The organism is Ruminococcus sp. 5_1_39BFAA, from assembly GCF_964240875.1.
GTDB lineage: Bacteria > Bacillota > Clostridia > Lachnospirales > Lachnospiraceae > Blautia_A.
Genome location: NZ_CAXSVO010000013.1, coordinates 15,094 through 27,258 on the forward strand (window position 1 = coordinate 15,094; position 12,165 = coordinate 27,258).

The 12,165-nt window shown below is 45.3% G+C and carries 11 protein-coding genes and 1 tRNA gene; 5 read left to right on the plus strand and 7 right to left on the minus strand.

Annotation, left to right across the window (positions count from 1 at the left end):
• The first annotated feature begins 4 nt into the window (after positions 1–4).
• Entirely contained in the window at positions 5–706 is a 702-nt protein-coding gene (locus tag ACESZH_RS14055; protein ID WP_373217206.1) for a response regulator, read from the plus strand.
• Positions 703–2,112, plus strand: coding sequence for an ATP-binding protein (locus ACESZH_RS14060; protein WP_373217208.1), 1,410 nt, complete (start codon positions 703–705; stop codon positions 2,110–2,112). The genes ACESZH_RS14055 and ACESZH_RS14060 overlap by 4 nt, the downstream gene beginning before the upstream one ends.
• Before the next feature lie 59 nt (positions 2,113–2,171).
• Here ACESZH_RS14060 and ACESZH_RS14065 read toward each other — a convergent pair whose 3' ends face one another.
• From ACESZH_RS14065 to glyA, 6 genes are all read right to left on the minus strand, one after another.
• The gene (locus ACESZH_RS14065) at positions 2,172–2,684 is read right to left on the minus strand and encodes a tRNA (cytidine(34)-2'-O)-methyltransferase (protein ID WP_373217210.1); all 513 of its coding nucleotides are present in this window, start codon (positions 2,682–2,684) and stop codon (positions 2,172–2,174) included.
• Positions 2,685–2,697: 13 nt separating this feature from the next.
• A complete protein-coding gene (locus ACESZH_RS14070) occupies positions 2,698–3,312 on the minus strand; it encodes an AIR synthase-related protein (protein ID WP_373217212.1) in 615 nt (204 codons plus the stop codon).
• Positions 3,313–3,446: 134 nt separating this feature from the next.
• Positions 3,447–5,186 (minus strand): B12-binding domain-containing radical SAM protein, encoded by a 1,740-nt coding sequence (locus tag ACESZH_RS14075; RefSeq protein WP_373217214.1) that lies wholly within the window; start codon positions 5,184–5,186, stop codon positions 3,447–3,449.
• Positions 5,187–5,198: 12 nt separating this feature from the next.
• A complete protein-coding gene (trxA, locus tag ACESZH_RS14080) occupies positions 5,199–5,501 on the minus strand; it encodes a thioredoxin (RefSeq protein WP_373217216.1) in 303 nt (100 codons plus the stop codon).
• 94 nt (positions 5,502–5,595) lie between these two features.
• Complete coding sequence (locus ACESZH_RS14085; RefSeq protein WP_373217218.1) at positions 5,596–6,501, minus strand: NAD(P)/FAD-dependent oxidoreductase; 906 nt, start codon at positions 6,499–6,501, stop codon at positions 5,596–5,598.
• Positions 6,502–6,642: 141 nt separating this feature from the next.
• Positions 6,643–7,881 (minus strand): serine hydroxymethyltransferase, encoded by a 1,239-nt coding sequence (glyA, locus tag ACESZH_RS14090; protein WP_373217220.1) that lies wholly within the window; start codon positions 7,879–7,881, stop codon positions 6,643–6,645.
• Positions 7,882–8,124: 243 nt separating this feature from the next.
• Here glyA and ACESZH_RS14095 point away from each other — a divergent pair.
• Together ACESZH_RS14095 and ACESZH_RS14100 are read left to right on the plus strand one after the other, a co-directional pair.
• Positions 8,125–8,197, plus strand: a tRNA-Phe gene (locus ACESZH_RS14095).
• A 100-nt stretch (positions 8,198–8,297) separates the two neighbouring features.
• Complete coding sequence (locus ACESZH_RS14100; RefSeq protein WP_373217222.1) at positions 8,298–9,578, plus strand: O-acetylhomoserine aminocarboxypropyltransferase/cysteine synthase family protein; 1,281 nt, start codon at positions 8,298–8,300, stop codon at positions 9,576–9,578.
• Between the two features lie 336 nt (positions 9,579–9,914).
• Here ACESZH_RS14100 and ACESZH_RS14105 read toward each other — a convergent pair whose 3' ends face one another.
• On the minus strand, positions 9,915–10,784 hold the full coding sequence (locus ACESZH_RS14105) for an Rpn family recombination-promoting nuclease/putative transposase (RefSeq protein WP_373217224.1): 870 nt from the start codon (positions 10,782–10,784) through the stop codon (positions 9,915–9,917).
• 155 nt (positions 10,785–10,939) lie between these two features.
• Between ACESZH_RS14105 and ACESZH_RS14110 the strand changes: the two genes are divergently transcribed.
• Positions 10,940–12,043 carry a site-specific integrase gene (locus tag ACESZH_RS14110; protein WP_373217226.1) on the plus strand — a complete coding sequence of 368 codons (1,104 nt, stop codon included), beginning with the start codon at positions 10,940–10,942 and terminating at the stop codon, positions 12,041–12,043.
• Positions 12,044–12,165: the final 122 nt, after the last annotated feature.

The following is a 12,165-nucleotide window of genomic DNA, read 5'->3' on the forward strand; positions in this document are numbered from 1 at the left end:
ATCTATGGTTGCAAAACAGAAAATTCTCATCGTAGATGATGACAACAACATTGCAGAGCTGATCTCCCTGTATCTCACGAAGGAATGCTTTGAAACAAAAATCGTAAACGACGGAGAACAGGCGCTGAAGGAGTTTCAAACCTTCCGCCCCAACCTGCTTCTTCTCGATCTGATGCTGCCGGGAATCGATGGTTACCAGGTGTGCCGTGAAATCCGCCACACTTCGGACGTTCCCATCATTATGCTTTCCGCAAAAGGAGAAACCTTTGATAAGGTATTGGGCCTGGAGCTTGGCGCGGACGATTATATCATCAAGCCCTTTGATTCCAAGGAGCTGGTTGCCAGAGTGCGCGCTGTGCTCCGCCGTTTCCAGGTAAAAACCCCTGCAGCCCAGCCCAATGAAAAGTGTGTAAATTATCCGGATCTGACCGTAAATCTTACAAACTATTCTGTCACATATATGGGACGGCAGGTGGACATGCCCCCCAAGGAGCTGGAGCTTTTATACTTTTTAGCCGCCTCTCCCAATCAGGTATTTACAAGGGAACAGCTTCTGGATCATATCTGGGGCTATGAATATATCGGTGACACCCGCACGGTTGACGTACATATCAAACGTCTCCGTGAAAAGATCAAGGATCACCCCCGCTGGTCTATTGCCACTGTATGGGGCATCGGTTATAAATTTGAGGTGAAAAATGAATGAAAAAATCCATTTATTCGCAGCTTCTTATCTGCTATCTCCTGATCGGCGTTGTCTGCTTCTTTCTGGTAACGGCAGGCGGCTCCTATCTGGTGGAAAAAAAGCTGGAGCATTCCCTCAGTGAGTCCCTTTATCAGGAGGCAAACAGCATTGCTTCTTATAATACGGTGAAGCACAATATCTCCAGTTCCAATCTGGATGCCATAAAAGATACGCTTATGGCAATATCCACATTTCAGAATGCGGATATCTGGATTATCAACAACCAGAATGAAATTATTGTGAATACCGGAAACAAAAACGCCTCTGCTCCTCCTGTTTTGCTTGAGAACTTTGATCCGACTGCATGGGGCGGCAGCTATTATCAGACAGGTGATTTTTACGGATATTTCAAAACTCCCAGGCTTAGTGTCATTGCCCCCATCACCTCGGATATGACCACAAAAGGATACATTGCTGTTCATTACCAGATGAAGAATCTTTATCAGCAGCGGAGTCAGATCCTGTCCGTAATGCATTTCATTTTTTTCCTTGTATATGCACTGACCTTTATGCTGCTGCTTTTTTACAGAAACAAAGTCCATAAACCCATTCAGCTCATTATCAAAGCCACTTCGGAATACGACAACGGTAATCTTACTTACCGGATCCCTGTGAAAGCGGACAATGAGCTGGGATATCTGGCGAATACATTAAATTACATGACAAGCATCATGAATCAGAACGGTGAATACCAGAGGAAATTTATCTCCAATGTTTCCCACGATTTCCGATCCCCCCTTACTTCTATTAAGGGATATGTGACGGCTATGCTGGACGGAACCATTCCGCCCGAGCTTCAGGAAAAATACCTGAAAATCATTGCCTATGAATCAGAACGTCTTGAAAAGCTCACTAACAGTCTTCTGACCTTAAATGAACTGGATGTAAAAAAGAGGCTGCTGCACATGGAGCGGTTTGATATTAATGAAACCATAAAAACAACCGCCAATACCTTTGAGGGCACCTGTACGGACAGAAAAATCCGGCTGGAACTGATCCTGTCAGGCAGAGAGCTGTTTGTCATGGCAGATTTGGAGCAGATTCAGCAGGTTCTGTACAATTTATTGGATAATGCCATCAAATTCAGTGATGATGCTTCCTCCATTGTTCTGGAAACTACGGAAAAAAATGGAAAGGTGTTTGTGTCCGTAAAGGATAAAGGCTGCGGAATTCCCAAAGAAAGCTTATCCAAGGTGTGGGAAAGATTTTATAAGACAGATGCCTCCCGCGGCAAAGACCGCAAGGGCACCGGGTTAGGACTTGCCATTGTAAAAGAGATCATCAATGCTCATGATCAGAATATCAATGTCATCAGTACAGAAGGGGTCGGTACGGAGTTTATCTTCACATTAGAAAAGGCTAAATAGAACTACGAAGAGGTTGCCGGCGCACACTTATGCCAAAGTGCGCCAGAAACCTTTTTGCTCTAAAAAGCCCTCGGCTTCCAGTCATATTTGCGCAGATGCCCTTCCAGGTTCATATGGTCAAAGTTATTCTGCCGCAGCGCCTCATACAGGATGATGGCTGCAGAATTACTCAGGTTCAGGGAACGGATATCTCCGATCATTGGAATCCTGACACATGTCTCCTGGTTATCCCGCAAAATCTCCTCCGGGATTCCGGCGCTTTCCTTTCCAAACATGATATAGCAGTCCTCCTCATAATGGACATCCGCATATGTCTGAGGTGCTTTTGTGGTTGCATAATAGATTTTAGCACCCGGATTCTTCTGCAAAAATTCCTCGTAATCCAGATATGTAGTCACATCCAAATCCTTCCAGTAATCCAATCCTGCCCGTTTCAGCGCCTTCTCGCTCAAGGAAAAGCCCAGCGGTTCGATCAGATGCAGCCTGGTTCCGGTAGCCACGCAGGTGCGTCCGATATTTCCCGTATTGGCCGGAATTTCCGGCTCATGAAGTACAATGTTTAATCTGACCATGTCAGAATTCCTCCTAAAATCTTGTTACTGCCTTCCAAAGCTCGTCCTCCGCAGGCCGGTCCAGATACCTGGCGCTCTCCCCGCTGTAAAGAAGACGGTCATTTCCGCTGTTAGCCTGACCGATGACCGCAGCCATAAGCCCCATTCTTTTATATTCCTGAACAAGAGCTTCCCCTGCGGAAATCCCCATAAGAATTGCCCCGCCGCCATGCAGACGGTAAGGATTCAGGTCAAAAACCTCACAGATCTCAATGGTTTCCTGCCGGATAGGAATTTTTCTAAAATCCGCCTCAAGCCCCACCTGAGATGCCTCAGCCATTTTCCAAAGTGCGCACAGGAAACCGCCCTCGCCTATTGCATAAAGCGCTGTGGCCCCGGCCTCCTGCGCCATTTTCCATGCAGCGCTTTTCATCGGCTCCTCTCCCACTCCAAAATCCCGGTAAAGAGACCTGGAAGCTCTGAGAAAACCCTCCGAAAAATGCGCCTTTAATTTCTCAGCGTTTTCTTCGGCAATCACGGAAGTTCCTTTGAGCGCTGCAGGGCTTACCATAATCAGCTCATTTCCCGGAAGCAGTCTTCCAGTAATCTCAGCCTGAAGTGCTTCCATTGCTTTTTGTCCCAGCTTCATCCCATGTCCCCTTTACAGGAGCAAGGATAAAACTGTGGGCACCACCATTGCCAATACAAGGATTATGGCAATAATAGCAGTTACCAGTTTTCTTTTTCTCGGATCAAACATATTCATAGCTTATTCTCTCCTTTTCACATTTTATATAACAATCTTAACGATATTTCTTTTACTGCTGCGTTATTTGTCAAAGGATCTCTGTTTTCATAATCAAAAAGCAGAACCCGCCCATCCCTGAAAACTTCAATGCGTGCGTTTTTCGGGACGCCTTCACGCCTTCTGTATTCCCAGACAGCTTTTTCCCAAGGCTTTTGATCCAACCCGAACGCGGGGCGGCTCTTTAGGTTTTCCCGCAGATAGAGGTCGTAAATCATACAATCTGCTGCTTTTTCCCAGAAATCCCCGGTGGATTTTTCGGCTTTATTCTCTTCCGCACAAAGCTTACTTTCCTTTACAAATTCCAGAAGAATCTCATACCGCCTCATTCTGGAATGTGATATCACATCATAACCTCTTTTCTCGTAAAATCGACCCAATGCCTCATACATTCCGTAAGCATCCTCAAATAGCGGCTCCATCAACTTCAACGTATTTTCAAACTGCCCGCTGTTATAATATACCTCCACCATGTCTTCCACCATTTTCAGCTTCAGGACATCCTCGTAGGAAAGCCATCGGGTACTCAGCACCTCATATGGTTCCTGTTCCTTATGTATGATTCCATATTCCGGGGCCATCTCTTTCATATAGGATCCTTTCAGTACCTTTAAAAAGCCCAGTTGAAGCTGCTGCGGCCGCAGAGCGTAAACATCATCAAAGGATTTCCGGAAACTGTTGTAATCCTCATAGGGAAGCCCGGCGATCAGATCCAGATGCTGATGGATATTGCCAAAGCTGTGAATTCTGTTCACGATTTCTTTCAGCCGTTCAAAATTCATGGTCCTTCGGATTTCCCTGATCGTGTCCGGATTTGTGGACTGTACGCCAATCTCCAACTGGATCAGGCCGGGACGCATAGTCTGCATCAGCGCAAGCTCCTCCTCCCGGAGAAGATCCGCGGAAATCTCAAAATGGAAATTGGTAACTCCATTGTCATGTTCCGCGATGTATTTCCAGATTTCCATAGCGTGGTCATGTCTGCAGTTAAAGGTTCTGTCAACAAATTTCACCTGTGGCACCCTGTTGTCCAGGAAAAACTGCAGTTCCCTTTTTACCAGCTCCAGATCCCGGAACCGCAGCTTTTTATCAACTGAAGACAGGCAGTAGCTACAGGAAAACGGGCATCCTCTGCTGCTCTCATAGTAAATGATCCTGTTTTTAAACTCCTGCAGATCCTGGTAGACAAATGGTACCGAACTCAAATCCAGCACCTCCCGCCAGCCGTTATGACGGATTTCTCCACCGTTCCGCCAGGCAAGACCGCGAATGTTCTCAAATACGTCCGCATCGTGGCACGGACTCTTTGACTCCGTTACAGCCTGTCCTTTGTCTGCATAATACTTCACAAGCTCCAGGAAGGTTTCCTCCCCTTCGCCCACAATCACGCCGGTAAAGGCAGGATTTTCCCGGAGGAACTCCTCCGCATCGAAGGAAACCTCCGGTCCCCCTGCCCAAATAGGAACACCCGGCAGGATTTTTCTCAAATCCTGCATCAGTTCCTTAACAAACGTAATGTTCCAGATATAGCAGGAAACGCATATCACATCCGGTTTTTCCAGATATATATCCTTCATGATATCGTCCTTCTGCTGGTTAATGGTATATTCCTTCAGAACAATATTTGGGGCATATTCCCCTGCATAGGCTCTCAGGCTGTATACCGCAAGATTGGAATGAATATACTTGGCATTACATGCCGCTAACAATATCTTCATAATTCACTTTGATCATTCAGCCAAAAGTTCTTTTAACGTATTCTTCGGTGTCAGACCTACCATACGGTTTACTTCCTTGCCTCCCTTGAAAACCAGAAGAGTCGGAATGCTCATAACCTGATACTGCTGTGCCAGATCCGGCTCCTGGTCTACATCCACCTTACCTACTGCATATCCTTCCTCTGCCAGCTCGTCAATAACCGGAGCCTGGCGTCTGCATGGTCCGCACCAGGTAGCCCAGAAATCTACCAGTACCGGCTTATCGGACTTTAATACTTCTGCTTCAAAATTCTGTGATGTAATTACTTTTGCCATAAGTTTGTCTCCTTTTCATTTCATAGTGTGTAACGATTTGTACTATAGTGTTATCTTTTGCATCATTTCCTATTTATATACATAAGGTCATGATTCAGGAAGCTCCATTCAGCTTCCGCACATACTGGATCGCACTGATTCCCGCCTGCGCGCCGTCGTGGACAGCCTTTGCCACCTGCAAAAGTCCGCCTGTACAGTCGCCTGCTGCAAAAAGCCCCGGTATGGTGCTCTCCATGGATTCATCCACCTTAATGTGCCCTTTTTCAGTCAACTCCGCTCCCATCTGTCTGGCCATCTCTGCGCTCCCGGCAGTTCCCAGAGCCACAAACACTCCGTCTGCAGGCATAAACGAGGTTGTCTCATTTCCTTCTTCCTGCGCGGTCACATCTGCTTCCAGGCGGATTCCGGCAACCTTTTCTTCTCCTTCAATGGCCTGAATCTTCATTGTGTTGACAGGATAGGGGGATTCTTTAGAAAACTCCGGTTCCTTTCCATTTGTGTATATGGTTACTGCGCCTGCGGTGTTGGACAGCTCACTGGCCTCATGAAGCGCAAAATCACTGTTTCCCAGAACTGCCACTTCCTTTCCGCGATAGAAAAAGGCGTCACATACCGCACAATAGCTCACACCCTTTCCCTCAAATTCCTTTATGCCCGGAATTTTCGGGGACTTCCGCTTGCTGCCTGTTGCCAGGATCACACACTGCGCCTCAAGAGTTCCTTCTGTTGTTTTTATCTCAAATGTATCAAAACCGCCCATTCCAAGCACCTGGGCATCCATTATGCGCACGCCGAGTGCCCGTGCCTGGGCAAGCCCCGTTTCATACAGTTCCTTTCCTGACATTGGATGTGGGAGGCCATAGTAGTTTTCAATTTTCTCAGCCTTTTCCAGTGCTCCCACGCCATTGTTAATTACCAGCGGATCCATATTTGCCCTGGCAGCGTAAAGAGCCGCCGAAATCCCGGCCGGTCCGGCTCCTACAATGATTATTTTTTCCAAGCTCTCACCTGCTTTCTCAGATCTTTTTATCTCAGCTATTTTTACATTTCATCTTAACACTTTGTTTTGAGCATGACAAGACCCAGCCGAAACAAGTTAGGCTGGGTCCTCCACATTTAACTTTTATTTTGGGGTATATCCTTATCCTAAAAGAGGATATTTGTCTGTTAATCCTTTTACAAGAGCCCTGGCCTGCTCCTGATTATCACGGCTCTTTAAGGTCATGGCGATTGCCTCGGCAATGACATCCATATCTTCCGGTTTCATACCTCTGGAGGTAACCGCCGGAGTTCCCAGACGCACGCCGCTTGTTACAAACGGTGACTGCGGATCATTTGGAATGGCATTTTTATTACAGGTGATATTTACCTCATCCAGAAGGTTTTCCATCTCTTTTCCCGTAATGTTCAGGCTTCTCAGATCCACCAGCATAAGGTGATTGTCAGTTCCGCCGGAAACAATATCTACGCCCCTGCTCATCAGACCATTGCACAACGCCTTTGCATTTTCAACAATAAGGCGTCCGTATTCCTGGAATTCCGGCTCCAGCGCTTCTTTGAAGCAGACTGCCTTGGATGCGATCACATGCATCAACGGGCCGCCCTGGATTCCCGGGAAAACAGCTTTATTAAAGTTAAATTTCTTTGCCGTTTCTGCACTGCTTAAAATCAGGCCGCCGCGCGGTCCGCGAAGGGTTTTGTGAGTGGTGGTCGTCGTTACATCTGCATAGGGAATAGGACTTGGATGCTGTCCGGTTGCCACCAGACCTGCGATGTGAGCCATATCAACCATCAAATACGCGCCAACCTCATCTGCGATTTCGCGGAATTTTTTGAAGTCAATAGTGCGGGCATATGCGCTGGCACCTGCCACGATAAGCTTTGGTCTGCATTCTTTTGCGATGCGGAGAACTTCCTCATAGTCAATCACACCGTCATCATTTACTCCGTAGGAAACAGCATTGAAATAGCTGCCGGACAGGTTTGCGGGGCTTCCATGTGTGAGATGCCCGCCATGGTTCAGGTTCATTCCAAGCACTGTATCTCCAGGCTTCAGCATTGCAAAAAATACTGCCATGTTTGCCTGTGCCCCGGAATGAGGCTGAACATTGGCATATTCACATCCGAAAAGCTTCTTTGCCCGCTCAATGGCAATGGTTTCTACCTCATCCACGCAGACGCAGCCGCCGTAGAATCTTTTTCCCGGATAACCCTCTGCATATTTATTCGTAAGAGGGCTTCCCATGGCTGCCATTACAGCCTTGCTCACCCAGTTTTCTGATGCGATCAGCTCAATGTGCGAATTCTGACGGGCCACTTCGGCCTTGATCAGATCCGCAATCTCCTTATCAACCTTTTCTATCTCTTCAAATGAATACATTACGTACCCTCCCTTGTTTGTCTAAAGTTTTGATCATTACGCAAATGCGTGACTGACTTTTTTGATTATAACCTATTTCCTTATACCTGTCAACGCACAAAAGACATTTGTCCGCAGCACAAAAATATTGCAGAAGCATATAGTAAAAATCAGGTAAAAATCAAGCTGAAATTATTTGATTTTTTATTGCAAAAGAACGGAAAATATGATAGTATTTTTGAGGTGACAGATTTTGTCATTTATGCCCAGATAGCTCAGTTGGTAGAGCAGAGGACTGAAAATCCTCGTGTCGCTGGTTCGATTCCGGCTCTAGGCATTATATCAGAATGCTCCAAGCATTATTTATAATGATATACTATTTCCCCCAGGCCGGTCAATGAATGCCTGGGTATTTTTATAAGAAAGGACCTAAAGCCATGAGCGAATTTAAACCAGAAACCAAATGTCTTCATTCCGGTTACACCCCCTCAAAGGGTGAGCCCTGTGCGCTTCCAATTTATCAGAGTACCACATTTAAATATGATACGACTGACGAAATGGGAGCTCTCTTTGACTTAAAAGCAGAAGGATATTTCTATACCCGTCTCCAAAATCCTACCAATGATGCTGTTGCTGCCAAAATTGCAGATTTAGAAGGCGGTGTCGCTGCCGTTCTCACCTCTTCCGGACAGGCTGCAAACTTTTATGCTGTATTTAACATCTGCGAGGCAGGTGATCATGTGGTTGCTGCTTCCACAATTTATGGAGGAACCTTTAACCTTCTTTCCGTTACTCTGAAGAAACTGGGCATCGACTGCACCTTTGTGGATACAGATGCCAGCGCTGAGGAAATCACAGCCGCCTTCCAGCCCAACACCAAGGTTCTTTTTGCAGAAACCATTGCAAATCCGGCTCTGGTTGTTCTGGATATCGAAAAATTCGCTTCCGTGGCCCATGCCCACGGTGTTCCGCTGATCGTGGATAATACCTTTGCCACGCCAATCAACTGTCGTCCTTTTGAATGGGGCGCTGATATTGTAACCCATTCCACCACCAAATACATGGACGGTCATGCCGTACAGGTAGGCGGTGCTATCGTGGACAGCGGTAATTTTGACTGGGATGCTTACGGTCACAAATACCATGGTCTTACGGAGCCTGATGAATCCTATCATGGCGTAATCTATACAAAACAGTTTGGAAAAAAAGCCTACATTACCAAAGCAACCACACAGCTTATGCGCGATCTGGGCTCCATTCCTTCTCCGATGAACTGTTTCCTTTTAAATCTCGGCCTGGAAACCCTTCCGCTCCGTGTGGAACGCCATTGTCACAATGCCCAGAAGGTGGCAGAATTTTTAAATTCGCATGAAAAAGTTACTTCCGTCAATTTTGCAGGGCTGCAAGGTGACAAGTATTACTCTCTGGCACAAAAGTATCTGCCCAATGGTACCTGCGGCGTGATTTCCTTTGAATTAAACGGCGGTCGCGAAGCCGCAGTCCGTTTTATGGACAGCCTAAAGCTTGCTGTGATCGCTACTCACGTAGCAGCCTCCATTACCATGGTGCTGCATCCCGCAAGCCACACCCATCGCCAAATGAATGATGAACAGCTTCTGGAGGCAGGTGTTTCTCCCGGAATGATTCGTTTATCTGTGGGAATCGAAAATGCAGATGATATCATCGCGGATCTGGCACAGGCTTTGGAAAATGCCTGAGAATTATATATAGGAAAATAACGATTAAGAAAAGGAAGAAGCCACTCGTTTGACTTCTTCCTTTTTATATGCTTTCGCATATTTAATCAGTGTCATTTTATACACTAACTCTTTATCTAAGCATTACTTTACATTGTTTCTTATAAAATTTCAACTGTCAGTATTGATTATCTTTTGTATTCTAAATTTTTTATCTTTGGAATTCATAGAATTCCTCCGCTTTTTCTTCATGGATTTTTTAGATACTTATTTTCTTACAGACTGGCACCTTAGTGATGCCAAAAGATACACAGGCAGAACCCTACCCGGTACTAAGATGGTTGGATCACAAAAAGTTCATTCCTGCTCCATCAGCCGCTCAAACTCTTCCACGGCTTTCGCACAGGCTGCTTTTTTCAAATAATCATCCAGAATAGACACATCCTTTTCCTCAAGGATTTTTTTCCGGATCTGCCCCGGAATTTCTCCAAGCTCTGATAAAAGCACCAGAATGGCTTCTGCTTTTCCTTCTGCTTTTCCTTCTGCTTTTGCCTCTTCCCTCTCCTCTTTGATCAATTCTTCAAATAGCATATAACGCTCCTCCATGTCACGGCTTTCCTTCACTTTTCTTACCGCCCCCTGAAGGCGTTTCACAAAATCATCTTCGAAATCAGCCGTATTGCCATCCAACCCTGATCTGACATATCTCAGAAACTTCACCAGTTCCTCCGGAACTTCCTCTTCGTTTTCTCCCTGGGTACTTAAAAATATCGTATGTCTTCCCTCATCCAGGTAAGCTTCTTTATCTTCCTTACACATCGTTTCGTATGTATACCGATACTTCTTTCTTCCAAAAGGGTCGAAATCACAGATAAAAATCACATACGAATCCGGCAGTTCTCCATAATCTTTTCCAGTACGAAGAAGCTCCATATCAATCTGGCTGTGATAATACCGACTTCTCTTTCCAAGATTCTTTTTTTTCTTTACCTGCATCTCGATATTATAGTGGGTGTGCTTTTCATCTGCCGCTGTAATATCCAATCGGATCCCTTTGTATTCGGGATGATAGATTATACTCTTTTCCTTATCCACCGTCACTTTTTCGATTGGAAATCCCAGCACAAGTTCCAGAAATTCTTTGCAAAGCGCCTCATCTATCATTACGGCGCCAAACATGAAATTGTCCTTGATAGTCAGTTCTTTTAATTTTCTTCGTTTTGTCATATGGTCCTCCTCTGCGGAAGAACTCTATGGGCTTATTATAGTCGAAACCTTGTAGTTATGCAAGCTAAAATTGTCATTCGTTACGTTTTCCGTACTATTGGTGGTCAGAAATGTGGTCGTTCATTATAATAAATTAAAAAAGAGGTGTAAAGATTATGGCAAAAAGAGGAGAAAATATTAGAAAGCGAAGCGATGGACGTTGGGAGGCACGATATGAAAAAGGGCGTCTGGAAAATGGGCGCATTCACTACGGATATGTTTACGCTCGTACATATGATGAGGTGAAAAAGAAAAAAATACTTGCACTACAGCAAGCGCAGCTTCCGGAACCCATATCACCTGGAATGACAATGGACAGCCTCTGCACGGAATGGAAGATGGCGGTACGGTACACCATAAAAGAGAGCAGCTTTGCCTGTTATGATACGCTTATTGAAAAACATATCATACCATGGTTCTCGGAATGCAAATTAGCCCAGATTAACACGAATGTGATCATGCGCTTTACCATTTCCAAGACGGAATCAGGACTATCTAATCGTACAGTAAAAAGCCTGCTCATTCTTCTTCAAAGTATTCTAAAATACGGGGAAAATAAGGGATACCTCTCTCTGCGCAGCATTCAATTTACCTATCCTAAAGTTACCAGTCAGGGATTCCGAGTCATATCAGAAGCTCATGTCCACAAACTGATTGACACCCTTTCCTGTGATTCCTCGCCTTTTTCCAGCGGAATTCTCCTTTGTATATATACGGGAATACGTGTGGGAGAGTTAAGCGGACTAAAGTGGGGAGATTTTGATTTTGAAAAACAGATCATGAGTATCCGGCGTACTATTTCGAGAGTCAAGAATCTCGAGTACATGGAAGGAAAGGAGGTTTCTAAGACACGCCTTCTGATCAGTACACCAAAATCCCAATCTTCTATAAGAAGCATTCCTATTCCCGAGGTCCTATTGGAAAGGTTGGAAAGCCAGAAATCGCACCCAGCAGATTTTCTGCTTACCGGCACCACAAAATGTATGGAGCCACGATGTATACAAAGGCGGTTTCAGACTCTTTTGGAACAATGCGATATTCCGAAAATCAATATACATGCTCTGCGCCATGCTTTCGCAACCCGCTGTACAGAGATTGGCTTTGACAGCAAGGCTCTATCTGAAATTCTTGGACATTCGTCCGCTAAAATCACAATGGACATTTATGTACACAGCAATCTGCAGCAAAAGAAAAGTTATATGGATAAGCTGTACTACTAGTACCATAAATGGTAGTAAAAAGTGGGCATGGATTCAAATCCGCAAAAATACTGAGAGGAGATGCTTTTAAACAAAGCGTCTCCTCTTAACTTTCGCTTATGGAAAAGATAAGCGACTTTTTC

What these genes read in the sequence shown, in the direction of transcription:
- ACESZH_RS14055 (WP_373217206.1), top strand. Translation starts at nt 5, where the DNA reads ATGGTTGCAAAACAGAAAATTCTCATCGTAGATGATGACAACAACATT.
- trxA (WP_373217216.1), bottom strand. Translation starts at nt 5,501, where the DNA reads ATGGCAAAAGTAATTACATCACAGAATTTTGAAGCAGAAGTATTAAAG.
- ACESZH_RS14065 (WP_373217210.1), bottom strand. Translation starts at nt 2,684, where the DNA reads ATGGTCAGATTAAACATTGTACTTCATGAGCCGGAAATTCCGGCCAAT.
- ACESZH_RS14100 (WP_373217222.1), top strand. Translation starts at nt 8,298, where the DNA reads ATGAGCGAATTTAAACCAGAAACCAAATGTCTTCATTCCGGTTACACC.
- ACESZH_RS14110 (WP_373217226.1), top strand. Translation starts at nt 10,940, where the DNA reads ATGGCAAAAAGAGGAGAAAATATTAGAAAGCGAAGCGATGGACGTTGG.
- ACESZH_RS14075 (WP_373217214.1), bottom strand. Translation starts at nt 5,186, where the DNA reads ATGAAGATATTGTTAGCGGCATGTAATGCCAAGTATATTCATTCCAAT.
- glyA (WP_373217220.1), bottom strand. Translation starts at nt 7,881, where the DNA reads ATGTATTCATTTGAAGAGATAGAAAAGGTTGATAAGGAGATTGCGGAT.
- ACESZH_RS14105 (WP_373217224.1), bottom strand. Translation starts at nt 10,784, where the DNA reads ATGACAAAACGAAGAAAATTAAAAGAACTGACTATCAAGGACAATTTC.
- ACESZH_RS14070 (WP_373217212.1), bottom strand. Translation starts at nt 3,312, where the DNA reads ATGAAGCTGGGACAAAAAGCAATGGAAGCACTTCAGGCTGAGATTACT.
- ACESZH_RS14060 (WP_373217208.1), top strand. Translation starts at nt 703, where the DNA reads ATGAAAAAATCCATTTATTCGCAGCTTCTTATCTGCTATCTCCTGATC.